The sequence below is a fragment of the Gordonia sp. PP30 genome, from assembly GCF_023100845.1.
Classification (GTDB): domain Bacteria; phylum Actinomycetota; class Actinomycetes; order Mycobacteriales; family Mycobacteriaceae; genus Gordonia.
Window position 1 is genome coordinate 3,307,196 of record NZ_CP095864.1, and the last position, 26,041, is coordinate 3,333,236.

Genomic DNA, 26,041 nt, shown 5'->3' on the forward strand with positions numbered 1-26,041 from the left:
AAGGTGCCCGGTAATCACGACGACGAGGAGCCCACATGTCGACAGCGGCCGGTCTGATCCACGGGGTCGATCCCTCCACACCGGTGATCGTAGGCGTCGGACAGGCCGCCGAACGCCTGGACGACACCGACTACGCCGCCCTCGGCGAAGCGGATCTGGCCGCCCGCGCCGTGTCGGCGGCGTTCGCGGACACCGGAGCCCCGGCCGCCCCGGCCGCCCTGGCGGCCGGGGTGGACGTGGTCGCCGCCGTCCGGTCGTTCGAGAAGTCCAGTCCCGCTTCACATTCACCGTTCGGGCGGCCGGACAACATGCCGCGCGCCGTGGCCGCGCGGACCGGGATGGATCCGGCGCGCGCGATCGAAGAGGTGACTGGCGGCCAGAGTCCGCAGCACCTGGTGAACGAGTTCGGCGCCGAGATCGCCGCGGGCCGCGCCGAGACCGTCGTCCTGCTCGGCTCCGAAGTGATGTCGACGGTGCGCCACGCGCTCACCTCGACCGGGGCCCACCCGGACTACACCGAGAACGTCGGCGGGCAGCTGGAGGACCGCGGCTTCGGCATCGCCGGGATGATCTCGGTGGACGAGGTGAAGCACGGTCTGGTGCAGCCGACTCCGCAGTACGCGCTGCTGGAGAACGCGCGGCGCCACGCCCGCGGCGAGTCGCGGGAGGAGTACGCCCGCGGCATGGGGCAGCTGTTCGCCCCGCTCACCGACGTCGCGGCCCGCAACCCGTTCGCCGCCGCGCCGCGGGCGATGACCCCCGCCGAGCTGACCACGCCCGGCGACGACAACCGGGTGGTCGCCGTCCCCTACACGCGGCGCCTGATCGCCCGCGACCACGTGAATCAGGCGGCCGCCGTGGTCCTGATGTCCGTGCGCGCCGCTGCCGCGGCCGGCGTCGATCCGGCGAAGTGGGTGTTCCTCCACGGGCACGCCGACGCCGTCGAACTGCCCCTCATGGCGCGGCCCGATCTGGCGCAGGCGCCGGCCTCGGTGGCAGCCGTCCGGGCGGCCCTGGACATGGCGGGCGCCGATGCCGACGACCTCGCCGCGTTCGACCTGTACAGCTGTTTCCCGATCGCGGTATCCATCGTCGCCGATGCGCTCGGTCTGGCCGCCGACGATCCGCGCGGACTTTCCGCGACCGGTGGACTCCCCTATTTCGGCGGGCCGGGCAACAACTACTCGATGCACGGCATCGCCGAGATCGTCGCCCGGGTGCGTCGCGAGCCGGGCACGCTGGGACTGGTGACCGCGAACGGCGGCATGCTGAGCAAGCTGTCGGCGGGCATCTATTCCACCACCCCGGCGCCGTGGCGCCCGTCGACCTCGCCGCGGCTGCAAGCCGAGCTGGACCGCGCCGAGCGAGTCCCGTTGTGCCGCTTCCCCGACGGGCCGGCCGTCATCGAGTCGTACACGGTCCTGGACCCGGGGACCGACCGCGTCTCCGGGCTGGTGATCGGCCGCACCAGCGACGGAGCTCGTTTCCTCGCCGCCGCCGAACCCGGCGACCCCGCGCTCTTCGAGCGTCTGCTCGGCGACGACGACCCGATCGGCACCACTGTATGGGCGCGCTCCACCCCGGCCCGCAACTTCGTGACCGTCGACGAGGCCACCATGGACCGGCTGCGTCCGCGCCGCACCGTCCGCTTCGCGGACGAGTACGACGATCTCGTCGTTCGCCGCGACGGACACCTCCTCGAGGTCACGATCAACCGTCCCGAGTCACGAAACGCGCTGAGCGCCAAGACGAACGACGAACTGGATGCGGTCTTCGACGCCTACTTCGCCGACCCGGATCTGTGGGTGGCGATCCTCACCGGCGCCGGCGACAAGGCGTTCTCATCCGGCAACGACCTCGCCGCGAGCGCCGGGACCGGCGGTCTGGCGACCCCGGCCAACGGCTTCGGCGGTCTCACCTCGCGGCGCCACAAGCCCAAGCCGATCATCGCCGCCGTCAACGGCTACGCGCTCGGCGGCGGACTGGAAGTCGCGCTGGCCTGCCACGTGATCGTCGCCGACGAGGCGGCGTCGTTCGGGCTGCCCGAGGTGAAGGTCGGGCTGGTCGCCGCGGCCGGCGGACTGGTCCGGCTGCCGCGGGTGATCCCGCCCGCCGTGGCCCGCGACATGATCCTCACCGGACGGAAACTCTCCGCGGAGCAGGCCCTCGACTACGGGCTGGTGTCCCGGATCGCCCCCGCGCGGCACGGTGCTCGACGTCGCCCGCGCGGTGGCCGCCGAGATCCTGGCCGCCTCCCCCACATCGGTGCAGGCGTCGATCGCGGTGATGACCGACGCCGACGCGAACGCCGACACCGTCGGCGCGGTGACCGACAGCCTGTCGATCCTGGACCGGGTACTGGTCAGTTCCGACACCCGCGAAGGGATCACGGCCTTCCTGCAGAAGCGTGAACCGCGCTGGACGGGACGCTGACCTGCGTCGCTGCGGGCCCGCCGGCATCTCGGTAGCGTCGAAGTCGCCGCCTCACACGGCGGCGTCGGCCCGGTCCGGACCGCTTCGGGCGGGAGATTCCGTGTCACCGGGCCGAGACGTGACTCGACACAAGGAGAACCGATGGGAATCGCCGACGACGCGAAGAACAAGGCCGAGGATCTGAGGGGTCGTGCCAAGGAGGCCGCCGGAGCGGCGACCAATGACGAAGACCTGAAGAACGAAGGCAAGGCCGATCAGGGCACGGCCGCCGCGAAGGAGAAGGTGACCGAGGTCGCCGACAAGATCAAGGAAGGCGTCGACTCGCTGAAGGACAAGCTCACCGGCCACTGATCCGCCCACCGCACGATCCGCCGACGGCGGCCCGGAGATCCGGGCCGCCGTCGGCCTGTCCGGAACGTCAGCTCGCGAGTTTGAGCCCGATGACACCGCCCACGATCGCCAGAATGCAGAGGATTCGCACCAGGCTCACCGTCTCGGCGCCGGTGACCATGGCGATCACCACGGTCAGCATGGCGCCGATGCCGACCCAGACGGCGTACGCGGTCCCGGTGGGCAGGTCGCGCATCGCGTAGGCCAGACCGGCCATCGAGGCGATGAGGGCCACCACGAAGACCACCGAGGGAACCAATCGGCTGAGGCCGGCCGAGCGGCCGAGCGCGGTGGCCCAGACCGATTCCAGCACTCCCGAGACGATCAGCACGATCCACGACATGACACCCGCTCCTTGCTCCACCGTCTTGTCGCGGTCCGGGTACGGCGGGCTCGTCCGGGCGTCGGAATACCGACGTGTGCGCCGATTCGGTCGCCGCACTCGCACCGAGAATACCGGTACCGTGGCGGGCAGACCCAGCTCGACCGTCCAGGAGGTCTCATGACCGGCAATGATCCCTTCGGGCCCGACGACGACGTCGACCGCTTCATGCGGGAGATGGGCGACGGCCTGAAAGACCTCGTCGGGAAGTTCCTGGCCGGCCAGGGCGGTCAGCTGGCGTGGTCGACGTTCACCGAGGCCGCCCGCCGGCCGTCGCCCGCCGCCTCCGCGAACGTCCCGGAGCCCGCGGTCCCGGTGGACAGCGCACCGGCCGGCGGCGTGTGGGCCGTCGTGTCGTCCGGTGACGACGGCACCCGGGTGGAGCAGGTGTTCGCCACCGAGCTGGAGGCGCTCCGCGCGCACCAGCACAACACCGACCCCGGACGCCGCGTCCGGTTCCTCCCCTTCGGGATTCCGGTCGACGCGCTCGACGGCGAGTAGACCGGCCCGGCGCCGGGCGCAACCGGCGGTAGCCCGGCGTCGACTCCCGTCTCCCCAAGGGGCTCGACGGGGCTCGGCCGGCGACCGAACGATCGAGTGGCGTGGACGCGCGAAAGCTACACCCTGACCGGTGGGTACAGCCGGAAGATGGTGAAGTGCCGGTTGCGCCGGGCCATCCAGGACGAGATGGCCCAGCAGACGATCGTGACGCCGACGATCACCCCGATCGAGACCCACAAGCGGTGGTCCACGCCGCCCAACGTCAGCTGTTGCAGACCGATCACCGGATAGGTCATCGGGTCGAGGATGCGCAGGACCTCGATGTCCTGGCCGAGCAGCCGCAGCGGGAGAAGACCGCCGGCGAGGACGAAGAGGATCGCCAGCAGACCGAGAGAGACCACCCGCCCGACACCCGCGCCGACCACCGCGTAGATCATCTGCACGATCGACTGGAACATCACCACCATCAGCAGCATGAACAGGAACGTCCCCACCCAGTACTGCGGGCGCAGCCCGATCGCGATCACCACCAGGTAGAGCAGCAGGGCCTGGGCGGCGCCGACCCAGAACACCGGCGCGCACGACGCCAGCACCGAACGGAAGGCGCTGACCCCGAAGGTGACCGGCCGCTTCTGCAGCGCGGAGAACAGCATCCAGGCGAGGATCGCGCCCATGAACAACGCGAGCGCGAACAGCGGCGCCACCAGACTCTGCCCCAGCGTGATGTCGCCGTGCATCGTGTCGGACTTCATCGTCACCGGATCGGCCAGCGACTTGGCGATCGCCTCCATCTGCTCCTTGTCCCAGCTCGGCAGCAGCTTGACGGCCTGGTCGACCGTCCCGGCCAGCTTCTCGGTGCCGTCGGCGAGCTGCCCCATCCCGTCGTCGAGCCGGCTGGCGCCGGTCGCCAGCTGATCGGTGGCGCTCTGCACCTTGTCGATGTCGCCCGGCAGACCGCCGTCGGTCAGCATGGTCATCACCGAGCGCACCTGGCTGTGCGGATCACCGAGTTGTCCGGCGATGAGCGCGGAGTTGTCCCGCACCCGGGCCAGCGTGGTCTTGGTGCTCGACGAATCGCCTTGCGGCACACCGAGCAGACCCCTCGCCTGCTCGAGTGAATCGGCGAGGCGCGACTGCACCGGGTCACCGCTGGCACGCAGCTGGGCGATCGTCGCACCGAGGATCTGCGCGGCCTGCGATTGCGCCTGGACGGGCGCGTCCAGCGCCTTCGAGAGCGTCGCCGCATCGGTGCTCGACTGGTTCGCCGCGGCACCCAGCTTGTCGGGGCTCACCGTCGGGGCCTTGGCCAGCGCGTCTTCCAACGGCGTCGTCAGCCGGGTGACGGCGTCGTCGACTTGATTGAGCGCACCCGCCAGCTGGCCTGCGCCCTGGTGAGCCTGCTGCATGCCGTCGTTCAGCTCGTTGATGCCGGCCGCGGCCTCCTTGACCTTGGGCTCGAGCTGGGAGACCTCCTGCAGGGCGACGTCGAAGGTCTGCGTCCCGATGGTCGTGGAGACGGTGGTGACGATCTGCTGTGCGGCGGCCTGACCGACCATCGTCATCAGGTAGTTGTTGGCCGCGTTGTAGGTGAACAACATCTTGGCCTGATGCGCGTTCCCGGACACCGGCGAGGCCAGCGCCTTGCTGAAGCCCTCCGGGACGGTGATGGAGAAGTAGTACTTCCCGGAGATGACGCCCTCGCGGGCCTCCTCGTCGCTCACCACGTGCATGTCGAGCTGATGCGAGTCGATCAGGGCCTGCGTCACCTGGGAGCCGGCGTCGAGCTTCTTCCCCATCATGGTCGCGCCCTCGTCGAGGTTCACCACCGCGACGCTCACGTTCTGGGTGACGTCCTTGGGGTCCCAGACCGCGCTCAGCGCCAGGGCCCCGTACAGCAGCGGGATGACGATGGTGAGGACGAGGACGGTCCGCGGGAGACGTCCGCGCAGGTAACGCTTGAAATCGCCTCCGGGGGCGAGTGCGGCGAACATGTCAGTGGCCTTCGGTGTCGAGGCGGCTGAATTCACCGTCGGTCAGGTTCTCGACCTCGACCACCTCCCGGACCCCGGCGTACGCCGGGGCGCCGTTGACGTCGGCGGTGACCACCGTCTGACGCTCGCCGAGCGCCACGAGTCGTTCCAGCAGCAACTCCGACGACCGCACGCGGGTGAGCTGGTCGACGCCGCCGACGACGAGCAGCGGCGGGCACGCGACGTTCGCGAGAGCGATGCGCAGCATCGCGGCGGTCAGCTCGGGCAACTCGTTGACGTACGCGCCCAGAGCGGGCAGCGAGTAGGGGCCGAAGACCGGGCGGCACAGGTGCTCGAGATCCTCTTCGGTGGCCGCCTTGACCCACCTGTACCAGGGCGCATCCCATCGGAGGCGCTCGCTGATCACGTCCTTGACGGTGATCGCCTGTGCGAGACCGTCGACCTCGTCGACCAGGGCGAGCGCCGCCTTCGAGAACAGATGGTTCTGGTCGTTGGTGCGGCCGAACGCGGTCAGCGTGCCGTCGGACACCCGCATCCGGCCGGCCAGGGTCAGCATGAGCGACGCGCGTCCGCGTCCGCCGATGCCCCGGATCACGGTCACGCCGCCGGCCGCGATGTCGACGTCCGTCGGGCCGTACACGCGGCCCCACGGGGTGTGGTAGCCGATCCCACGGGCCTCGATGAGCGAGCCCGCCCCCGCCGGTACGCCCCGGTCCACCGCGATCGGGGCGGTGACCGCCCCGGCCTCGTCCTCGTTGTTCCCCAGCACTGCGTCCCCTTCCGCTGTGTCCCGTGCACGCCGCGGATCGATCCCCGGCGTGACTCGGCCAGCACAGCACGCTCGTCCGCCGAGGAACGGGGGACGATCAGAGGGTGTCGCCGAATACACCGAACCCGGCACAAATCGCGTGGCGACGCGGGGACGCCGCGCCGGCGGGGTCAGGAAGCGCGCAGAGCCGCGAGCGCCTTGTCGGCGTGCATGTTCATGTTGACCTCCGACGCGATCACCTCGGCGATCGTGCCGTCGGCGCGGATCGCGAAGGTGGTCCGCTTGGTCGGCAGCCCGACCGCCTTGAGCAGTCCACCGCGGCCGACGCCGTAGGCCTTGGCGACCTCGCCGTCCACGTCCGCCAGCAGCGGGTAGTCCAGGTCGTGCTCGCTGGTCCACCGATCCTGCTTCTCTACCGCGTCGCGGCTGATGCCGACGCGCTGTACGCCGGCCGCGGTGAAGTCGGCGCCCAGATCGCGGAAGTAGCACGCCTCTTTGGTGCAGCCCGGGGTGAACGCGGCCGGGTAGAAGAACAGCACGACGGGACCGTCGGCCAAGAATTCCGAGAGGCGCCGGACGGCGCCGGATTGGTCAGGCAATGCGAAGTCGGGCGCGGTGTCTCCAGATCTCATACCGTCTAGTGTGCCAAGGCGACGACGCATCGCGCCCGTTGGTCGCTCGGCACGACCCGTGCGCCCTCGTGGAGGGTTCCGCCGCGCACCGGTGTGACGTACGGTCGAATCATGGGTTCCAGCGCACCGGCGACGTCCCTCCTACGAAATCCCGACCTCTACCTGCTGGCCGCAGCAGGCCAGGCGGCGGACGCGGCGGCGTGCGTCACACCGATTGCCTACATCGGGCGCTGTCTCGACACCGTCGGCGTGCCCGCGGACAAGCGGTGGATCTTTCCGGTGGTCAAGACGGCATCTGCGTTCGGTCTGGCGAGCGCCCGAGTCGCCCCCGGCCTGGCGCGGCTGACCGCGGCAATGCTGACCGTCTATTTCTGCCTGGCCGTCGGCGCGCATCTGCGAGTGCGCGATCTGCGGCTCAACTTCGCCGCGGCCAGTTCGCTTCTGGTGTTCTACGCGGCACTGACCGTCACCGGTCCGCCCACACCGCCGGCCGCTTCTCCAAGAACGCACTGATCCCCTCCTGCGCATCGCAGGTCACGGCGTTGGCCGCCATCGTGGCGGTCATCAGCTCGTACGCCTCCGGCTCGGACACGTCGATCTGGTCGTAGAAGGCACGTTTGCCGATGGCGAGGGTCGCCGAACTCGACGAGGCGATCCGGGTGGCCAGTTCCCGTACGGTCTCGGCAAGCAGATCCCCGGGCACCACGTCGTTGAGGAGGCCCCAGTCGAGGGCCGTCGGCGCGTCGATCAGGTCGCCGGTGAGCAGCATCCGCATGGCCCGCTTCCGGCCGATCGCCCGGGTCAGCGGCACCATCGGGGTGGAGCAGAACAGCCCGATCTTGACCCCCGGCGTGCCGAACACGGCACCGTCGGCGGCGATCGCCAGGTCGCAGGTCGCCACCAGCTGACACCCCGCGGCCAGGGCCATCCCCTGCACCTGCGCGATCACCGGTTGCGGCACCTGGTGCACCGTGGCCATCAGCTCACTGCACGCCTCGAAGACGATGCGCTCGTCGTCGAGGGTCCGGCCGGCGAGTTGCGACAGGTCGTGCCCGGCGGAGAACGCCGGCCCCTCGGCGGCGATCACGATGACCCGCACGCCCGGGTCCGCGCCGAGGTCGCGGAGCAGCCGAGTGGCCTCGCGCATGGTCTCCAACGAGAGCGGATTGCGCCTGCGTGGTTCACTGAGCGTCAGGGTGGCGATCGGCCCGTCGAGCCGTGCGGTGACTGCGGTGGTGTTCTCGGCCATGCGTCCATTGTCGCCCGGCACCGGCCGGCACTGACCCGACTGTGCAGTATCCGGACGGCCGCAGTGATCGCCGAACGGGTTTCGCCTGGTCGCCGAGATCAGGCCCGAAAGCTACGCCACAGTACGGTCACAGTGCCCGTTTGAGACCGACGTGCTCGGTGCCGTAACCGTGACGGGCGTAGAAGGCCCGGGCGCGCTCGCGGATCTCGTCGGTGGTCACCTGGGCGAGGTCGGCCCCGTGCGCACGGCCGTGCTCGTGCGCCCAGTCGAGCATTGCACCGCCCAGGCCGCGCCCGCGCCGTTCCGAGGCCACCCGCAGGCCCTCGATCTGCAGGCGAGTCGCGCCGCCGCGACTGAGTCCGGGCAGCACGGTGAGCTGCATGGTGCCCACCGCCGTCCCCTTCTCGTCGCGGACCACCGCGAGGAAGTGCGACCGGTCGCGGGTCAGCACGTCGAACGCGGCCTCGTAGGGTCCGTATTCGCCGAGTTCACGGGTGCGGCCGATCTCGTCGTCGGCAAGGAGCCCGACGATGTCGGGCACGTCGGCCCGGCTCGCCCGCTCGATGCGGAAGTTCTCGCCGTCCACGGCGATCCGGCCGCGCACGGACGACCGCGCGACGTCGTGCAGCCGGGCGACCAGCAGGTCGAGCCAGGATCCGACATTGGTGCGCGCCTGCGGCGTGTCCGGGTAGCGGCACCGCAGGTGCAGGCCGCTGGCGTCGAGGATGAACCACAGCATCACGCCGTCGGTCCGGATACTGGCGCCAAGGTACTGCGCCTGCAGCCCGGCGGTGTCGACACGGACCGGAAGTCGTCGCAGGTCGAGCCAGGAGATCGCGAACATGCCGGGCGCCTCCGGCATCCCGCCCCAGGGCGCCAGGACGTCCTCCAGCGGCCACGAACCCAGGTTCACCGCCTCGCGGACCGCGTTCGCCGCCGCGGCGGGCTCGGCCACCGGCGACTCCAGCACCGAGTTGGTGATGAACCAGCCCACCGAACCGTGCCAGCGCTCGTCGTACCGGCTGTGCACCGGGAACACCGCGCGCAGCGGGACGGCCGCGAGGTCGTGGGTCACCGCCGTCATCGTCGCGACCGTCAGCGCCAGCGTCGACACGCCCTCGGCCCGGGCCTGCGCGGAGAACGCGGCACTGTCGTCGACGTCGAACACGTCGCGGACCTCCACCCGCTCGCATTCGGCCTCCGGCGCGCCGAGCGGAAGCGGGAAGCGCGGCATCACGCCGTCGCTGTCGGCCAGGATCTCGGCCCAGCGCCGCCGGACCTGGACGGGCGCGGCCGGGCGGTCCCGGAGGGCGCGCGTGTGCTCGGCGAACGGCGGGACCGGGGCGAGCGCGGGTGTCCGGCCGGCCGAGATCTCGGCGAGTGCGGCGAGGAAGTCGCGCAGGATCACCAGCATCGACCACATGTCGACGTGCGAATGATCCGCGGCGATCACCACGGTCGGGCCGGCCGCCGTCTCCAAGACGCACAGCCGGTGGGCGGGCTGCGCGTACGGGGAGCACTCGCGGTCGAGGACGTCACGCAGCGCCTCGTTGACCGCCTCCCCCGGTCCGATCGGATGTTCCACCCAGGCACCCGGCCGGATCGCGACCTCGTGCAGGACGGGACCGTCCGTGCCCGGCGAGAACGCGGTGCGCAGCGTGCCGTGCCGGGCGATCACCGCCAGCCACGCCTGCGCGAGCACCTGCCGGTCGACCGGTTCGGGCAGATGGAACGAGAGCGCCATCCACGAACCGGGCCGTTCCCCCGCACCGACGTGCCGGCCCTGATCGAACGACACCGGCAGTTCGCGGCCGGGCGGGGAGACGACGACGTCGTAGCCCATCAGCCGCCCGAACGGCAGGTGCAGGTGGGCGACATTCGTGAGGCGCATGGCGGTAACGTAGCGGCCCCGGGTTTCCGCCGGTCGCCCCCGCGTTTCCGGCCTGTTACGAGAGGAATACCCCGTGACGCTGTTCGACGTCCCCGGTGCCCGATTGAGCACCTCCCTGAGCGACGAGGGCGGGCAGGCCGTGGTGCAGCTGCACGGGCTCACGTCCAGCCGGGCCCGCGACCACGTGCTGGACCTGAACCTGGGCGTCGGGCTCTCGGGTACCCGGCTGCTGCGGTACGACGCCCGCGGACACGGCTTCTCCACCGGGCGCGCGGTGCCCGGCGACTACCGCTGGGACAACCTGGCGACCGATCTGCTGAGCCTGCTCGACGATCGCTTCCCCCGCGAACGGGTGTACGGCGCCGGGACGTCCATGGGCTGCGGCACCCTGCTGCACGCCGCCGTGCGCGAGCCGGAGCGCTTCGCCGGTCTGACGGTGATCCTGCCGCCTACCGCGTGGGCGACCCGGCGGGCGCAGGGCCAGGGCTACCTGGACACGGCGGCGCTGATCGAGGACGCCGGGCTCGAAGCGTTCATCGCGCTGACCCGGGAAGCGCCCCAGCCGCCCGCGACCGTCGGCCGGCCCGAAACGCTGCCGGAGGTGGCCGAGGCGCTGCTGCCGTCGGTGTTCCGGGGCGCCGCGGCGAGCGACCTGCCCGATCCGGCCGACCTCGCCCGGATCGGCTGTCCGGTCCGGGTACTCGCCTGGATCGACGATCCATCGCACCCGCTGTCGACCGCGGAACGGCTGACCGAGCTGCTCCCCCGGGCCGAACTGACCGTCGCACGGACGCCCGCGGACGTACGCGGGTGGCCCGCGCTGCTGCACAGCGACGTTCAGCGGGTGTGATCGGCCCTCGCGGCCACATGAGCGAGAAACCCGCCACCGGCGGCCACCCGACGGCCACCCATCGATCACCACCCCCGGACCTACACACCGGCCCCAGACAGAAGAGCAGCTCCGGGACAGGTGACCACCTGGCGGTCACCGACGACGGACCTCCTCACCCGTCACTTGCGTGGCGGGAGGCGCCCTGCAAAGGATGACGCCGGCCGCCGAGAAGTGATCTCGGGCGGCCGGCGTCGTCGGTCCGGTCGTGCCTGGGTCAGGCGCCGGCTCCGGCGGACTCGAGGTCGGCGTTCAGCGTGGCGCTCGGGCACATCGCGTCGTGCAGCTTCTCGGCGTCGGGCTCGTAGTAGCCGCCCAGGTCGACCGGCTCGCCCTGCACCGCGGACAGCTCGCCGAGGATGGACTCCTCGTCGGCCGCGAGCTTCTCGGCCAGCGGGCCGAAGTAGGCGGCCAGCTCGGCGTCGTCGGTCTGCGCGGCCAGCGCCTCGGCCCAGTAGCGCGCCAGCCAGTACTGGCTGCCGCGGTTGTCGAGCTCGCCGGTGATGCGCGACGGCGACTTGCGGTTCTCCAGCAGCTTGCCGGTCGCGGCGTCGAGCGTCCGGCCGAGGATCGCGGCCTTCGAGTTGTCGTACTTGCGGCCCAGGTCCTCCAGGCTCGCGCCGAGCGCCAGGAACTCACCGAGCGAGTCCCACCGCAGGTGGTTCTCCTCGACCAGCTGCTTGACGTGCTTGGGCGCGGAGCCGCCGGCCCCGGTCTCGTACAGGCCGCCGCCGGCCATCAGCGGCACGATCGACAGCATCTTGGCGCTGGTACCGAGTTCCAGGATCGGGAAGAGGTCGGTGAGGTAGTCGCGCAGGATGTTGCCGGTCACCGAGATGGTGTCCAGGCCGCGCCACGCGCGCTCCAGCGAGTACCGCATCGCGCGCACCTGCGACATGATCTGGATGTCCAGACCCTCGGTGTCGTGGTCCTGCAGGTACTTGCGGACCAGCGTGATCAGGTTGTTCTCGTGCGGGCGGTACGGATCGAGCCAGAACACCGCGGGCATGCCCGACGCCCGGGTGCGGTCGACGGCCAGCTTCACCCAGTCGCGGATGGGCGCGTCCTTGACGATGCACATGCGCCAGATGTCGCCCTCTTCGACGTTCTGCGAGAGCAGGACCTCGCCGGTACCGGCGTCGACGATGTTGGCGACGCCGTCCTCCGGGATCTCGAAGGTCTTGTCGTGGGAGCCGTACTCCTCGGCCTTCTGCGCCATCAGTCCGACATTCGGGACGGTGCCCATGGTGCGCGGGTCGAAGGAGCCGTTGGTCTTGCAGAAGTTGATGATCTCCTGGTAGATCCGGGCGAAGGTGGACTCCGGCATGACGGCCTTGGTGTCCTTCTTGCGGCCGTCAGCGCCGTACATCTTGCCGCCGATGCGGATCATGGCGGGCATCGACGCGTCGACGATCACATCACTCGGCGAGTGGAAGTTGGAGATGCCGCGCGCGGAGTCGACCATCGCCAGTTCCGGGCGGTGCTCGTGGCAGCGGTGCAGGTCTTCGATGATCTCCTCGCGCTTGGAGGCGGGGAGGGTGTCGATCTTCTCGTAGAGGTCGACCATGCCGTTGTTGACGTTGACGCCGAGCTCGTCGAACAGCTCCCCGTGCTTGGCGAAGGCGTCCTTGTAGAAGACCTTCACACAGTGGCCGAAGACGATCGGGTGGCTGACCTTCATCATGGTCGCCTTGACGTGCAGCGAGAACATGACGCCGGTCTCCTTGGCGTCGTTGAGCTGCTCCTCGTAGAACTCCAGGAGCGCCTTCTTGCTCATGAACATGCTGTCGATGACGTCGCCCTCGTCGAGCGGGACGGTCTTCATCACCTTGGTCTCACCGCTCGCGGTGACCAGCTCCATGCGCGCATCGCAGGCGTGGTCGAGGATCATCGACTTCTCGCCGGCGTAGAAGTCGCCGTGGGTCATGTGCGCGACGTGGCTCTGGCTGGCCATCGACCACTTGCCCATGCTGTGCGGGTTGTTGCGGGCGTACTCCTTGACGGCCTTGGGCGCACGACGGTCCGAGTTGCCCTGGCGCAGAACGGGATTCACCGCGCTACCGAGGCATGCCTGGTAGCGGTCGTGGATCTCGGACTCCTCGGGGGTCTTCGGGTCGGCCGGGTAGTCCGGGACCGCGAAACCCTTCTCCTGCAGTTCGTGGATGGCGGCGTTCAGCTGCGGCACCGAGGCGCTGATGTTGGGCAGCTTGATGATGTTGGTCTCGGGGAACTGGGTGAGGCGGCCGAGTTCGGCGAGGTTGTCGGGCACACGCTGCTCGTCGGTCAGGTAGTCCGGAAACGCCGCCAGGATCCGGGCCGCGACCGAGATGTCACTGGTCTCGACGTCGATGCCGGCCGGCTCGGCGAACGTGCGGACGATCGGGAGAAACGCCTCGGTCGCGAGGCGCGGCGCCTCATCGGTAAGCGTGTAAATGATCGTCTGGTTCTCTGAGGTCATGGGGTATCGCCTCTTTCGGGTTCTTCAGATCTCTAGTTCTTGTGGAACTCTGTGGACTTATCTCGTCGGTAGACATTCTCTACCGGTCTGTGACATTCCGCGAACGTAGTTCGAGATTGCGAGGTGACCCACACAGCCGCACCCGACTGACCAGCGTTGCTAGCTTCAGACAGCACTTTTCGGCGTGTCGTGCCGACGCTCCCGGCCGGTCCGGACCGCGCCGCGATCGGCCCGGCCGCCCCACACGATCGGGCCGATCCGCGGACCAGAACGGCCGCCGGCTCAGGCCGTCGGGGTGTCGTCCGCCGGTGCGGCGTCGTCGTCAGTGTGCCCGGTCGCCTTCTTCATCGCGTCGCCGACGGCGGCGGCACCGCTAGCCGCGGCGCTGACTCCCTCGGTGGCCGCGGTGGCGGCGATGTCGGTGATGCTGCTCGCCATCTTCACCGCGCCGTCCTTGATGTCCCCGTGCAGGAGATCGGACGCGCTCTCCACGATCTCCCCCGACTTGGCCACCGAGTTGGTGGCGATGTGCTTGAGGGATTCGAGGCCGTCGTGGATGTTCTTGCCGCTCATCGGGTTCTTCTTTCGGTTCGGAGAAAGGACCGACCTCAACGTACGCGTCCCGGCGGCGCCTTCGGGGCGGTTCGGTCGTAGGAGCGGCGACGGTCAGACCGGCTCGCGCATCACCCCGACGTGGCGGGCGATCCCGGAGAGGCCCGGCAGTTCCTGCACCGGCGACCACGTCTTCAGTCCGTCGTGGGAGTCGGAGTACAGCAGCTTCCCCCGGGTGTAGGCGTCGAGGTAGATCCGCCAGTCCCCGTTCGGCAACTGCACCACGGCCGGCCCCTCCACCAGCGTGCCCCAGTCGCCGGCGGGCACGTAGGTGTACGGCCCGCCGAGTGCCGGCGCCACCGCGTGATCGATCACCTTCTTGGTCTCGTTCTTGGTGAAGGCGTGGTAGGTGGAGCCGATCTTCACCACGGTGGTGTCGATGTGGTCGGCCTCGATCCCGTTCAGCGGCACCGGCAGACTCCACTGCGTCAGCGAGCTGTTCAGCGCCGTCATCACATAGGGCACGAAGCCGCCGCCGGTCGACATCGACCACACGACGCTCACCCGGTCGCCGTCGACGAACCAGTCCGGCGCCCACGCCTTGGTGGTGAACGGCGACAGCGACGGGCCGTCGCGGAATCCGGCCGACCCGTTGATGCCGAGCGGGTTGACCGGCCCCTTGCCGTCGCCGGTGCCGGGCAGGAACGCGCAGCAGAACGGCACCGGCTGGTTCGCCATCGGCGTCCAGTGGATGCGGTCCGGGCTGCGGGCGAAACCGAGGTTCGCGCCGTCGCCCGTCGTGTAGGTGACGTAGTACTGCCCGTCGGTGTGACGGAAGATGCTCGGGTCGCGGACGTAACCGGAGGGCGGGCGGTACGCGTCCTTCTTCAGGAGCTCGTAGTGGGTGCCGTCGGCGGACTGGTAGACGTCCATGTCGCGGGCGCTGTCGTTGCTGAACGCGACCATCGTGTACCGCCACGCCGGGGGTGCCGCATGGACGGCACCGGGCACCGCCGCCGACAGGGTGGCGACCACGAGGGTGACCACCGCCAGCATCGTCGTCAGCCGGCCGCGGGTGCCGCGTCGTCGTCTCGATCCCGCCGATCCCATACTCATCACTCCAGTATCAGCAGCAACACCAGCAACAGGGAAGTCTCGACCGATCAACCGCTACGGGATCGTTATCGGCGGTCCAGATGCGAGAATCGACGACGTGGGTGTGAAACTGGCAGTCCTGTACTACCCGAGCGATTCCGCCGGGGACGCGCCGGATCCCGCCGAGGCCGTCGCCACACTGTTTCCGCGCAGCCGCTACGAGGCCGACGGCGAGGGCGACCTGGTGCAATACGGATTTCCCGCGCAGGGTGAGCTGTGCGCGGGCCGGCTGCGCGACGGACTCCTCGTCACGACCCGCGACGCCGCCCTGTTCAATCCCACGAAACTGCACAAACGCTACCGGTCACCGGCCCTCGGCGGCGGCCCGATACTGCTGACCCAGCGCTCGCAGTACGACATGTTCGCCTACGCCCGGTGGGAGTCGGGCACGCTGATCCGCTCGCTGAGCGTGAACCCGGGCAGCGGCGTCTGGGAATCGATCGGTGCTCCCGAGCCCTTCGAGGAGCCGTTCTGGGCCGGGAAGAGACCCGCGGGACCCGGCTATCCGCTGCCGTTCCATCCGCTCGATCTCGGTGAAGCGGCGCTGAACGCCCTCCTCGGCGTGGTGCTGGAAGGTCCACCCGGACCCGGTCTGCTCGACGCCGACCAGATCGGGCTCACCCGCTTCGTGAAGGTGCCGTCGGCGCGCGGTCAGGCCGTACCGACGTAGAAGACCTTCCGCACATACCGGGTGGTCAGCGGCCCGGATTCGTCACCCACCTGGACGGTCCAGCCGGTACCCGACCGGTCGATCCCGCCGTCGGAGTCGCGGTCCGCCCAGACGATCAGGGTGGCGTCACTCCCCTCCTTGCGGCAACCGTAGTAACCGACGTAGTCGGGGTGCTGCGCCTGCGCCGACCACGAACCGCCGTTGCGGAGACGGCAGCGAGTGCCGTCATCCAGGAGCAGTCCGAGGGGCCGCGGCGTGGCCGGCGGCGGGAGGTCGTAGGTGACCGGCCCGCTCGCCCGCACCGGGAAGATCGTCGTGGTGAACGGATCTTGCAGGCAGAGCCCGTCGGCCGAGCCCCGGGTGAAGTAGCAGGCATCGGCGTTGGCCGCCGACGGCGCGCAGAATTGGATGCCCGGGGACTTGCTCGCCGGCGACGCCGACGGGTACCGGCAGTCGACGACGTTGGTGCCGGCGGCCGTCGGCGCGACGTGCCAGCCGGCCGCGGCGCCGCCCGCGGTGGCGAACGGGCGCAGGATCTCCTCCTCCGGAGGTGCGGCCGCGGGCGTCTGGAGCTGCTTCTTCAGGAAGGTGACGGCCGCGGCGATGGCCCGCGCCTCGGTGAGGATGTTGGTGTGCGTGCAACCCGAGTCGGAGATCGCCGCCGCCAGAAGCGTCACCATCAGCTCGGCCTGCGGGTCGTCGGCGAGGACCTGATCGAGGATGCGGCTGTCCAGACCCAGCTGGCCGATGGCCAGCAGCTGCGTCTTGATGATCCCGGCCACGATGTTCGGGCTGCCGACCAGCGTCCGGACCGCGTCGAGGGTGCGGTCGGTGGTGGTCGTGCAGGCGATGTCCTGGAATCCGAACGACCCGCGCGGCGGCGTCGATCCCGGCGGTCCCGAAGAGAGGTAGCCGGTCGACGAGTCGGTGGACACCACGCCGTCGCTGCGGAGGGGGACGTCGTACAGCTTCTGGCCGAACAGGGTGCGGGACAAGGTGATGTCACCGCCGATCTGGCCGACCGGAACGCCGGAGGGCAGGAACGGCGGGTAGGCGCAGCCGGACGGCAGCGGGCGCGCCTGGTCGTGCACGGCGAGGCAGCGGACCGCGTCCGAGGAACGATCGGGCATCAGCCGCTTCGCGGTGAGCGCGTCCCAGAATTCGTCCAGGGCCTGCTTGGCCGACCCCGCGGCGGTGTTTCCGAACGGCGAGCCGAGGTACGGGGTGTCGAAGCTGACCACGCCACCGAGCACCCCGGGCTTGACCGGCTGATCCACCGCGTACCGGGCGTCGGTGGCGAACCGGGCGGCGAGGCCGCCCATCGAATGCGCGACGACGAAGACGCGGCCGTCGCCGCCGGCGGCGCGCTGCTTGTCCGACACCCCGTTGACGAAGGTCGCGAGACACTGCGCCACCCGCGGATCGGCCGCCCAGTCGGTGTTGGCGTTGGAGTAGTCGAAGGCGATCGGGTCGAACGTGTTCGGCATCGCGCGGGTGATCGCGTCGAGCGTGGCCGTCATCTGCCCCGGCTTTCCGGTCCAGCCGTGCACGCCGACCAGCGGATGCCGGTGCGCCCCGAACGAGGTCGCTGCGATACCGGTCGGCATGCACGCCGGCCGGGCGTGCGCGGGGGCGGGCACCAGCCCCATCGCGGCGAGCACCACCACCAGTGCCGCGCCCAGGCACGACACCGTGCGATTCCGGTGGGCCGTCACGAGACGGTCCCCTCTTGGGTGGCGGCGAGTTTCCAGACGCCGTCCTGGCGGAGCAGGTAGACCACCCAGGGAGCCCGCGCCGCGCCCACGTAGGCCTGCACGAAGCCGGTGTCGTCGCTGAGGTACCGGGTGGTGGGGACGTCGAACGCGATCGGCGCCAGTGCTTTCAGTGCGGCCGGCGCACTCGCGTCGATCGTGACCCGCGGTCCGCTCGCGATCACCGCGCCCACGCGGCCGGCATCACCGGAGGCGATCGCCTCGCTGATCTGGGTCGCGCGGGCGTCGTCGAACGGCTGCGGACTGGCCGGCGACCCGGACAGCGGTGGCGGGGCGGCGGGTGTCGCGGTTCCGGGAACATCCCGGCCGGCCAGCACGACCAGCACGAACGCCGCGATGCCGAGCAGCGCGCACACGGCGATCGCCACCGGCACCACACGCGAGATCCGCATCCGTCGCTCCCTGAATCCACGCGGCACGGCGCCCACCGGGTCGCACGCTCACCCTAACAGCACCTCAGAGCAGCACCCCGGCGATGAGCAGCGCCGTCGCCGCGATCATCGCCGGCGCGAGTGAGGCGAGCAGGAAATCGATGACGCGTTCCTGGCCGGGCCGGGCGACGTGGTCGCCCGTCGCGGCCGGCGCGAACCGGCGCCCGCCACCCCAGATCGCGGCGAGCTGAGTCGCCAGCCAGTTGGCGTAGGTGCCATACGCGAGCAACACCACCGTGACGACCTGCCAGCCGTGCGGCAGGTTCAGATACGGCCACAACAGTCCGGCGATGATGAGGAACGGGCCGTTCGTCATCCCCTGCAGGTGACTGGCCAGCCCCATGCGGGGATTCCGCACGGCCCCGTTCACCAGGCCGGTGAGCAGCCCGAGGAGGAACAGGACCAGCCCCAGCGCGAAGAGGAGTGTCTGCACGATGACCTCCGACCACGAGTCGACCACGTGATGAGGGCGAGCCTACGCCGGAGAGCGATCCCGAGGACGCTTACCGCACACCGCAGGTCGGCGTCGCCGGCGCCCCGTTCCAGCGGGCGAGAGTCCAGGAGATCAGTTCGGCGTTGACCGGGGAATCCGCGGCGACGAGTTCCATGTGCCCGCGGCCGGGCACCGTGCGGTAGTCGACGGGACGGCCCTGCGCGCACCGCTCGGCGACCCAGTGGGCCTGCATGGTCGGTGTCACGAGCGGATCGGCGGTGCCCTGCATCACCAGGACCGGCGCGGGAAACGGGCCGGTCGGGGTGTTCCGGCGCAGCAGATCCCCGACCTCGCCGTCGAGCATCGCGTCGGGAATCACCTGGTCGGGGATCTGGCTACCGCGCAGGAACGCGGCGATCGCGTCCTGCTGGTTGAAGCACAGCCCGGCGACCTGCTCGACGCCCTGCGCGGTGCCCGGCGTCAGGTGATCGGCGAGATGCAGATCCGGATACTCGTGATCCCAGGCGGTGACGATGTAGGCGGAGACGGTCTTGCCGCCGATCCCGGCCTTGGTCTCCTGCGCCAGCGCGTACAGGTCGCTCGCCGGGGCCAGGGCGGCGATGCCCTTGACGGTGAGGCCGGGCGCGTATCGCGGCGCGATCTGCCCGGCCCACAACGCGGCGTGTCCGCCCTGCGAGTGACCCCAGATCACCGTCTCGGTGCGAGCCGGAGCGTGTCGATCCGGGCGGCGGCGCGCGACGCGTCGAGCACGCTGCGCGCCTCGGCCTCGCCGATCAGGTAGGGGTGCAGGCCCGCGGTTCCGAGGCCGGTGTAGTCGGACGAGACCGCCGCCCAGCCGTGCTGGGTGACCATGTCGAGCACCGCGGCCTGGGCGCCGTCGGCGAAGGGCTCGGCGGTGAGCGACGGCGCGCAGCGCGGCACGATCCCCGAGGTTCCGTGCGCCACGGTGAGCAGCGGCAGGGGTCCGGCGCCGCGCCGCGCCGGAGCGATGACCGTGCCGCTCGCCACCGTCGGACCGCCGTCGAGGCGGGTCGTGGTGTAGAGGATGCGCCACATCTGGGTCCCGGGCGGCGCGGCGCCGGGCCGGGATTCGGCGCGGATCAGCGCACCGGGCTCACCGGGCACCGAGGCGGGCGGCGTGTAGAAGGCGCCGGGCGCGGGCCGGTCGTCGCCGTGCAGCAGGAGCGCGCTGCCGCCGGCGAGCACCACGGCGAGGAGGAAGGCGACGACGGCGCCGAGCGTCCGGGCCCAGCGCCGGACCCCCGGACGCGACGCCGGGCGGCGCCGGCCCGAAAGGCCCGGCTCGGCGAGGACGCGGACCGCGAAGAAGACCAGCCAGGCACCGAAGCCGATCCGGAACACCGTGACGGTGATGAGCGGCCAGCTCACCGCCAGCACGCCGAAGACGACCGCGGCCGCACCGCTGAAGAAGCCGGCCACCCGCAGGTCGGTGCCGCCGCGGAACGCGCGGACGATCGCGGTGGCGCCGTGCACGATCAGCGCCGCGGCCAGGACCAGCACCAGCGTGTGCAGGCTCGCCGCGCGCCAGAAGAGCACGACCAGCCCGGCGACGAGGCAGACCGCTCCGGTAGCCACTGCGGGCCACGTCGGCGCGGATCGCGCGCCTGCCGGGTCGCCGGTGCTGGCCAACGTCACCAGGCCCACGCCGAGCAGACCGGCGCCGGCCAGGCCGACGAACACCGGCAGCGACAGATCGGCGAACAGCAGCACGATGCCTGCCACCCCGGTCGTCGCGGCGAGGATCCCGCGCGCCGCCCAGGCGCGCCGGTCCGGCGGCACACCGTGATCGTCGCCCTGACTCTCCGACTGCACGGCACTCTCCTCCGCCGGTGGACCCGCACCGGGATGGTATCGGACACCCGTCGGGCGCGGGCCGCGCCCGACGGCGGCCCGGCGTAGCGTCGTCTGCGACGCACGCACGCGGCAGGAAGGACGCTCGATGACGAATCTCGATCCGGATCCGGCGCTCACGGTCCTCGAACCGGGGCAGCCCTGCACGGCGATCGAAGTGCTCGAACCGCGGGCCGTGCCACTCGGCGGGCCGCGCGCGATGACGGTGTTCCGGACCCTGCCGCAGCGCCGTCGTTCGCTGGTCGGCGCCTGGTGCTTCCTCGATCACTACGGTCCCGATGAGGTCTCGACGACCGGCGGCATGCAAGTGCCGCGGCACCCGCACACCGGTCTGGCCACGGTCTCCTGGCTCTTCACCGGCCGGGTCGACCACCTTGATTCCGGTGGCAACGCCGCCGCGGTGATCCCCGGAGAACTCAACTTGATGATCGCCGGGCGCGGCATCACCCACCAGGAGATCAGCGCGCCGGACACGGCGGTCCTGCACGGTGTGCAGCTCTGGTACGCGCTACCCGACGACACCCGGTTCGGCGACAACCGGTTCGAGCACTACGTCCCCGAACCGGTCGTGCGGCCGGGCGTCACCGCGCGGGTGTTCCTCGGGGAACTCCTCGGCGCCGCGTCCCCGGTCGAGACCGGGACTCCCCCGCTCCTCGGCGCCGAACTGCTGCTGGAACCGGGGGCGACGGTCACGATCGACGTCCGCCCGGACTTCGAGCACGCCGTCCTGGCCGAGAACGACGGTCTCACGGTGAACGGCACGCGCATCGAGCACCGCGCCCTGGCCTACGTGCCGCCGGGTGCCGACACGCTGGTCGTCGCGGCCGGCGACGCACCCGCCCGGGCGATCCTGCTCGGTGGCGTGCCGCTCGGCGAGAAGATCGTGATGTGGTGGAACTTCGTCGGCCGGGATCACGACGAGATCGCCGAGTTCCGCCGCCGTTACCAGGCCGAACTCGGTTTCGACCCGCCGCATCCGGACGACGCGGGCAAGCCGCCGCTGTTCGGCGACTTCCCGCCCGGCGCTCCCCCGCCGCTGCCCGCGCCGCGGCTTCCGGGATCGCGCCTGGTGCCGCGGGGCTGACGCCGGCCCGGGTACTTCGAGAGGGCCCGCCTCAGATCGGCGAGATCGACCGGCGCTTGCCCGGCATCCGCGGGGCGCGGCGCGGCCGCACGCGGCCCAGGGCTTCGAGCAGCAGTTCCCGCGTCGCCGAGGGCAGCACCACGTCGTCGATCCCGAAGCCGTCGGCGGCCAGCACCGGGTCGACGTTCGCCTGGAAGAGGGTGATCAGATCGGCGCGGTGCGCGGCTGGGTCGTCGGCCTGCTCGTACACCGATTTGAAGGCCAGGTCGACGGCGGATTCGATCGGGATCGCGCAGATCTCCGCGGTCGGCCAGGCCAGCGACAGGTCGGCCTCGATGGACCGGCCGCCGCCCATCACGATGTACGCCGCGCCGTACGCCTTGCGGGTGACGATGACGAACCGCGGAACGGTCGCGTTACCCAGCTCGTAGCCGAGGCGCGCACTGCGGCGCACCAGACCGGACTCCTCCGCGGCGGCGCCGACCAGGAAGCCCGGCAGGTCGATGAGGATCAGCAGCGGAAGCCCGAAGGTGTCGCAGATCGCCGTGAAATGCGCGGCCTTCTCGCAGGCGGGCGCGTCGAGCGCGCCCGCGTGGTACCGCGGCTGATTGGCGATCACCCCCATCGGCCGGCCCCCGATCCGGATCAGCACGGTGGCGACGTTCGGCGCGTGCACCGGCCGGATCTCGAAGAGGCTGTCGCGGTCGGCGAGTCCTTCGATGACGTCGAGAACGTCGTAGGCGGTACGGCCGGACGGCGGGATGAGGGTGTCGAGCCCGTCTGCGGTGTCCCCCGGAGCGTGCGGCCCGGGCATCCGGTGCGGTGCGGCGTCGGCGTTGGCGGGCAGGTACGACAGATAGGCGCGGATGGCGTCCAGCGTCTCGTGCTCGTCGTCGCCCACCACATCGACGACGCCGCGCGCGGCCTGCAGGTCGGCGCCGCCGATCTCGTCGTTGGTCAGGTCTTCGCCGGTCGCGGCCTTCACCAACGGCGCCGACGACATCCCGATGGTCCCGATGCCGCGGGTGATGGTGACGAAGTCGCAGCACGCCGCGATGTTCGCGGGCGCGCCGAAACCGGGACCCATCATGGCCGCGACCAGCGGGACCTGCCCGGACAGGTCGGTCAGCCGCAACATCAGCCGGGAGCCGGGTGCGGCCAGGCGCGAGTCGAGCGCCTCCTGCATCCGGTGCCCGCCACCGTCCATCAGCATCACCAGCGGGATGCCGTCGGTGGCGGCGCGTTCGGCGCACCGATCGAGTTTGGCCATCCCGGTGGCGCCGTTGCTGCCGCCGAGGACGGTGAAGTCGAACGCGGCGATCACGACCGGCCGCCCGTCGATGTAGCCGACGCCGGTGACCACGCCGTCACCCGGGGCGACGAGCGGTGCGGCGCCCTGCTGTGCGGGGCCGGGCCCGGCTAGCGCCCCGAACTCGTAGAAGCCGCCCGCGGCGAGGTACGCGATACGTTCGCGGGCCGTCATCTTGCCGCGCGCGTGCTGTTTGGCGACCTTGTCGGCACGGGCCTCGTCGGTGACGGCGGCATAGGCCGCCGTCACGTGGTCGTTGAGTTCGGCGGAGCTCTTCCCGGTCATGGTCGCGGAGCCTATCGCGTCGCGATGCGCGATCCGGGCACGCCATGCCGCCGTTCCGCGATCGGCAGACGGCGGACTTCGGGGTCGTGACGACCCGGAACTCCGCCGTTTCGGCGCCGGCACGGTTCCGGTACCCCCGCCACGGAGCCGGACCGGACCTACGCTGGGTGCATGGCTATCCGGATGGGCAATGTGGGAATCGCCGTGCGCGACCTGGACGCGGCGATCTCCTTCTTCACCGACCTGGGTCTGACGGTCGCCGGTCGTGCCGAGGTCAGCGGGGAATGGGCCGACACCGCCGTCGGGCTCGACGGCAACCACGCCCGGATCGCGGTCCTGAACACCCCGGACGGCCACGGTCAGCTGGAGTTCTTCGAGTACCTGCACCCCGAGGCGATCGAGACCGCCCCCACCCGCCCGCACGAGATCGGGATGCACCGGGTGTCGTTCGTCGTCGACGACATCGACGAGGCCCTGGCGATCGCCGCCCGGCACGGGTGCCATCCGCTCCGCGGCGTCGCGACGTACGAGGACGTCTACCGCCTCACCTACCTGCGCGGTCCCAGCGGGATCGTGGTGATGTTCGCCGAGGAACTGCGCAAGAACTGACCGGCCGGACCGCCGCCGATAGCGGTCGGTCCGGCCGGTCTCGGACACGCTCAGGTCAGCTTGTACACCGTCGTGCCACCCACGGTGATCGGGGTGAAGTTCTCACTCACCCAGGTGCCGATGTCGCTGGAGCCGCGCGGACCACCACCGCCACCGCCGCCGATGTAGTAGCCGATCTTGCCCTGGGCCACCCACTGTTTGAACTGGGCGAGGGTCGGCGAGGGGTCGCCGCCGAAGCCGCCGATCGCGATCACCGGACGCCCCGACCCCAGCTGGAGACCGGCCTGCGACTGCGCGCCGTTGGCGGCCGCCGCCCACGCGGCGGTGGTCTGCTTGAGCAGCGCGATCAATTCGGTGTTCGTGCTGCCACCGCCCGGACCACCACCGGAACCACTCTGCGCGCTCGGTGCGCCCTGCCCGCTCGGTGCACTCTGCCCGTTCGGTGCACTCTGCCCGTTCGGTGTGCCCTGGCCGTTCGATGTGCCTTGGCCGTTCGATGTGCCTTGGCCGTTCTGTTCCTGGCCGTTCTGTTCCTGGCCATTCTGTTGCTGGCCGTTCGGCGGCTGCCCGGTCGGCGCCTGATCGGTCGAGTTCCCCGGACGCTGTCCGCCGGGGCCACCGAACCCGCCGCCCGGACCGCCACCGGGGCCGCCGAAGCCGCCCGGACCACCACCGGCCGTGACGACCGCGGTCGGGATCGATCCGGTGTGCGTGGTGTTCGCGGTCGCGATACCGAACGACGCGGTCGCGATACCGGCTACGGCCACGAGACTCACCGCCAGGGCGATCGCCCGGCGGCCGCCGGCCCGGCGCAGTACCGCGAGGGCGGCCAGCGCGAGGAGCGTCGCCCCGCCGAGCACCCACCCGAGCAGCGGCCACGCGAAGTCCGCGGCGTGCGTCTTCGCGATACCCCAGCCGGTCGCCGACACCAGCAGCAGCGCCAGAAAGCCGGTCCCGGCCCACGACCGGCGGGCACGCCAGCCGGTGACCGCGCCGATCGCGACCAGCGCGGCGATCGCCGGAGCCAGCGCCACCGTGTAGTAGGGGTGCACGGTGCCGCTCATGTAGCTGAACACCAGGCCGGTGACCACCAGCCAACTGCCGAAGACCACCGCGCCGAGCGCGACGTCGCGGTCGATCGGGCCGGCCGTCGGCAGACCCCGGCGGCGACGCACGGCGATCAGGACACCGGCGATCAGTGCGCACACCAGCACCGCGAGGGCCGCCGGGAGCAGCCAGGAGATCTCGTTGCCGAATTCGTTGCTGAACAGGCGGGCCGGACTCGGACTCCCGCCGAACGACGTACCGGTGGCTCCACTGCCGCCGGGGCCGCCTCCGCCGGGACCGCCGCTCCCGCCGTGGCCGCCGAAGATCCGCGCGAAGCCGTTGTACCCGAGCACCAGGTCCATGAAGGAGTTGTCGGTGGAACCGCCGATGTAGGGACGGGAGTCCTTCGGCCACAGGTCGACCAGGAGGACGTACCAGCCGGCCGAGACGACCACCGCGAGGCCGGCGAGCACGAGGTCACGAATCCGGCGCAGCCAGGTGGTCTGGGCGAACACGAGGTAGGCGAGGCCGAACCCGGGCAGGACGAGCAGCCCCTGCAACATCTTCGTGAGGAAGGCGAAGCCGAGGGCCACCCCGCACAGGACCAGCCACTTCGCGGACGCCCGCTGGCAGGCCCGTACCGTCGCGTACGCCGCGGCGGTCATCAGCAGCACCAGGAGCGCGTCCGGGTTGTTGAAGCGGAAGATCAGCACGGCGGCCGGCGTCAACGCGAGAACCGCGCCGGCCAGCAGGCCGCCGGCGGTCGCCGTGCGCGACGATCCGGCCCTCAGCAGCAGTCGCCGCACCGTCGCGTACAGGAGCCACACGGTCAGTACGCCCATCAGCGCCTGCGGCACCAGGATGGACCACGAACTCAGGCCGAAGAGCCGCACCGACAACCCGGTGACCCAGAGCGCGGCCGGCGGCTTGTCGACGGTGATGACGTTGTTGGGGTCGAGCGAGCCGAACAGCCACGCCTTCCAGTTCTCGCCACCGGCCTGCGCGGCCGCGGCGTAGAAGTCGTTGCCCCAGCCGTTGCGGGAGAGTCCGACCAGGTAGAGCAGGGCCGTGCCGGCGAGCAGCGCCGACACCGCCCAGTAGCGGGATCTCCAGCGTCGTTCACGGTCGGGTCCGGTGCGAACGGCCACGGGCGCGGCCGGTGGCACCGGTGCAGGTCTGATGTCGAGTGCGGTCATGATCGCCATGGTCGCGGCCG

The 26,041-nt window shown here is 70.9% G+C and carries 23 protein-coding genes, 1 pseudogene and 1 riboswitch; of the genes and pseudogenes, 8 read left to right on the forward strand and 16 right to left on the reverse strand.

Annotated elements, in window-relative coordinates; translation table 11 throughout:
- The first annotated feature begins 35 nt into the window (after positions 1–35).
- Positions 36–2,433: pseudogene (locus tag MYK68_RS15280) on the forward strand (acetyl-CoA acetyltransferase).
- Between the two features lie 141 nt (positions 2,434–2,574).
- Positions 2,575–2,784 (forward strand): CsbD family protein, encoded by a 210-nt coding sequence (locus MYK68_RS15285; protein WP_247864575.1) that lies wholly within the window; start codon positions 2,575–2,577, stop codon positions 2,782–2,784.
- Between the two features lie 67 nt (positions 2,785–2,851).
- On the opposite strand, the gene MYK68_RS15290 is transcribed toward MYK68_RS15285, so the two are convergent.
- Positions 2,852–3,166: a DMT family transporter gene (locus MYK68_RS15290; protein WP_247864576.1), complete on the reverse strand. Its 315-nt coding sequence runs from the start codon at positions 3,164–3,166 to the stop codon at positions 2,852–2,854.
- Positions 3,167–3,180: 14 nt separating this feature from the next.
- A riboswitch (guanidine-III (ykkC-III) riboswitch) is annotated at positions 3,181–3,245 on the reverse strand.
- 80 nt (positions 3,246–3,325) lie between these two features.
- On the opposite strand from MYK68_RS15290, the gene MYK68_RS15295 reads away from it, so the two are divergent.
- Entirely contained in the window at positions 3,326–3,706 is a 381-nt protein-coding gene (locus tag MYK68_RS15295) for an Rv0313 family protein (RefSeq protein ID WP_247864577.1), read from the forward strand.
- Between the two features lie 116 nt (positions 3,707–3,822).
- Here the strand turns inward: MYK68_RS15295 and MYK68_RS15300 are convergent, their stop codons facing one another.
- The 3 genes from MYK68_RS15300 to MYK68_RS15310 form a co-directional block, all read right to left on the reverse strand.
- The gene (locus MYK68_RS15300; protein WP_247864579.1) at positions 3,823–5,697 is read right to left on the reverse strand and encodes a YhgE/Pip family protein; all 1,875 of its coding nucleotides are present in this window, start codon (positions 5,695–5,697) and stop codon (positions 3,823–3,825) included.
- Between the two features lies 1 nt (position 5,698).
- Complete coding sequence (locus tag MYK68_RS15305; RefSeq protein ID WP_502798334.1) at positions 5,699–6,463, reverse strand: hypothetical protein; 765 nt, start codon at positions 6,461–6,463, stop codon at positions 5,699–5,701.
- A gap of 173 nt (positions 6,464–6,636) precedes the next feature.
- Positions 6,637–7,098 carry a peroxiredoxin gene (locus MYK68_RS15310; RefSeq protein ID WP_247864581.1) on the reverse strand — a complete coding sequence of 154 codons (462 nt, stop codon included), beginning with the start codon at positions 7,096–7,098 and terminating at the stop codon, positions 6,637–6,639.
- A gap of 111 nt (positions 7,099–7,209) precedes the next feature.
- On the opposite strand from MYK68_RS15310, the gene MYK68_RS15315 reads away from it, so the two are divergent.
- The gene (locus tag MYK68_RS15315; protein ID WP_247864583.1) at positions 7,210–7,611 is read left to right on the forward strand and encodes a DoxX family protein; all 402 of its coding nucleotides are present in this window, start codon (positions 7,210–7,212) and stop codon (positions 7,609–7,611) included.
- Here the strand turns inward: MYK68_RS15315 and MYK68_RS15320 are convergent.
- Together MYK68_RS15320 and MYK68_RS15325 are read right to left on the reverse strand one after the other, a co-directional pair.
- A complete protein-coding gene (locus MYK68_RS15320) occupies positions 7,565–8,347 on the reverse strand; it encodes an enoyl-CoA hydratase (protein WP_247864584.1) in 783 nt (260 codons plus the stop codon). The two genes, MYK68_RS15315 and MYK68_RS15320, sit on opposite strands and share 47 nt — an antisense overlap.
- 127 nt (positions 8,348–8,474) lie before the next feature.
- A complete protein-coding gene (locus tag MYK68_RS15325; RefSeq protein ID WP_247864586.1) occupies positions 8,475–10,238 on the reverse strand; it encodes a GNAT family N-acetyltransferase in 1,764 nt (587 codons plus the stop codon).
- Between the two features lie 73 nt (positions 10,239–10,311).
- Between MYK68_RS15325 and MYK68_RS15330 the strand changes: the two genes are divergently transcribed.
- Positions 10,312–11,088: an alpha/beta fold hydrolase gene (locus MYK68_RS15330; RefSeq protein ID WP_247864587.1), complete on the forward strand. Its 777-nt coding sequence runs from the start codon at positions 10,312–10,314 to the stop codon at positions 11,086–11,088.
- Positions 11,089–11,344: 256 nt separating this feature from the next.
- On the opposite strand, the gene MYK68_RS15335 is transcribed toward MYK68_RS15330, so the two are convergent.
- From MYK68_RS15335 to MYK68_RS15345, 3 genes are all read right to left on the reverse strand, one after another.
- Complete coding sequence (locus tag MYK68_RS15335) at positions 11,345–13,585, reverse strand: NADP-dependent isocitrate dehydrogenase (protein WP_247864589.1); 2,241 nt, start codon at positions 13,583–13,585, stop codon at positions 11,345–11,347.
- A 282-nt stretch (positions 13,586–13,867) separates the two neighbouring features.
- On the reverse strand, positions 13,868–14,158 hold the full coding sequence (locus MYK68_RS15340; protein WP_247864591.1) for an Rv1893 family protein: 291 nt from the start codon (positions 14,156–14,158) through the stop codon (positions 13,868–13,870).
- A gap of 93 nt (positions 14,159–14,251) precedes the next feature.
- A complete protein-coding gene (locus MYK68_RS15345; protein ID WP_247868073.1) occupies positions 14,252–15,193 on the reverse strand; it encodes a glycoside hydrolase family protein in 942 nt (313 codons plus the stop codon).
- A gap of 157 nt (positions 15,194–15,350) precedes the next feature.
- Here MYK68_RS15345 and MYK68_RS15350 point away from each other — a divergent pair, with 157 nt between their 5' ends.
- The gene (locus tag MYK68_RS15350; protein WP_247864592.1) at positions 15,351–15,962 is read left to right on the forward strand and encodes a DUF6928 family protein; all 612 of its coding nucleotides are present in this window, start codon (positions 15,351–15,353) and stop codon (positions 15,960–15,962) included.
- On the opposite strand, the gene MYK68_RS15355 is transcribed toward MYK68_RS15350, so the two are convergent.
- The 5 genes from MYK68_RS15355 to MYK68_RS15375 form a co-directional block, all read right to left on the reverse strand.
- A complete protein-coding gene (locus tag MYK68_RS15355) occupies positions 15,944–17,677 on the reverse strand; it encodes an esterase/lipase family protein (RefSeq protein ID WP_247864594.1) in 1,734 nt (577 codons plus the stop codon). The genes MYK68_RS15350 and MYK68_RS15355 overlap by 19 nt on opposite strands.
- On the reverse strand, positions 17,674–18,126 hold the full coding sequence (locus MYK68_RS15360; RefSeq protein WP_247864595.1) for a hypothetical protein: 453 nt from the start codon (positions 18,124–18,126) through the stop codon (positions 17,674–17,676). Before MYK68_RS15360 ends, MYK68_RS15355 begins: the two co-directional genes overlap by 4 nt.
- A gap of 64 nt (positions 18,127–18,190) precedes the next feature.
- The gene (locus MYK68_RS15365; RefSeq protein ID WP_247864596.1) at positions 18,191–18,598 is read right to left on the reverse strand and encodes a styrene oxide isomerase; all 408 of its coding nucleotides are present in this window, start codon (positions 18,596–18,598) and stop codon (positions 18,191–18,193) included.
- 70 nt (positions 18,599–18,668) lie between these two features.
- Positions 18,669–19,310 carry a lipase family protein gene (locus MYK68_RS15370; RefSeq protein ID WP_247864597.1) on the reverse strand — a complete coding sequence of 214 codons (642 nt, stop codon included), beginning with the start codon at positions 19,308–19,310 and terminating at the stop codon, positions 18,669–18,671.
- Positions 19,307–20,452 (reverse strand): HdeD family acid-resistance protein, encoded by a 1,146-nt coding sequence (locus MYK68_RS15375; RefSeq protein ID WP_247864598.1) that lies wholly within the window; start codon positions 20,450–20,452, stop codon positions 19,307–19,309. The genes MYK68_RS15370 and MYK68_RS15375 overlap by 4 nt, the downstream gene beginning before the upstream one ends.
- A gap of 127 nt (positions 20,453–20,579) precedes the next feature.
- Between MYK68_RS15375 and MYK68_RS15380 the strand changes: the two genes are divergently transcribed.
- Positions 20,580–21,575: a pirin family protein gene (locus MYK68_RS15380; RefSeq protein WP_247864599.1), complete on the forward strand. Its 996-nt coding sequence runs from the start codon at positions 20,580–20,582 to the stop codon at positions 21,573–21,575.
- A 31-nt stretch (positions 21,576–21,606) separates the two neighbouring features.
- On the opposite strand, the gene MYK68_RS15385 is transcribed toward MYK68_RS15380, so the two are convergent.
- Entirely contained in the window at positions 21,607–23,169 is a 1,563-nt protein-coding gene (locus MYK68_RS15385) for an acyl-CoA carboxylase subunit beta (RefSeq protein ID WP_247864600.1), read from the reverse strand.
- 171 nt (positions 23,170–23,340) lie between these two features.
- Here MYK68_RS15385 and MYK68_RS15390 point away from each other — a divergent pair, with 171 nt between their 5' ends.
- On the forward strand, positions 23,341–23,778 hold the full coding sequence (locus MYK68_RS15390; RefSeq protein WP_247864601.1) for a VOC family protein: 438 nt from the start codon (positions 23,341–23,343) through the stop codon (positions 23,776–23,778).
- 50 nt (positions 23,779–23,828) lie between these two features.
- On the opposite strand, the gene MYK68_RS15395 is transcribed toward MYK68_RS15390, so the two are convergent.
- A complete protein-coding gene (locus MYK68_RS15395; protein ID WP_247864603.1) occupies positions 23,829–26,021 on the reverse strand; it encodes an ArnT family glycosyltransferase in 2,193 nt (730 codons plus the stop codon).
- Between the last annotated feature and the right edge of the window lie 20 nt (positions 26,022–26,041).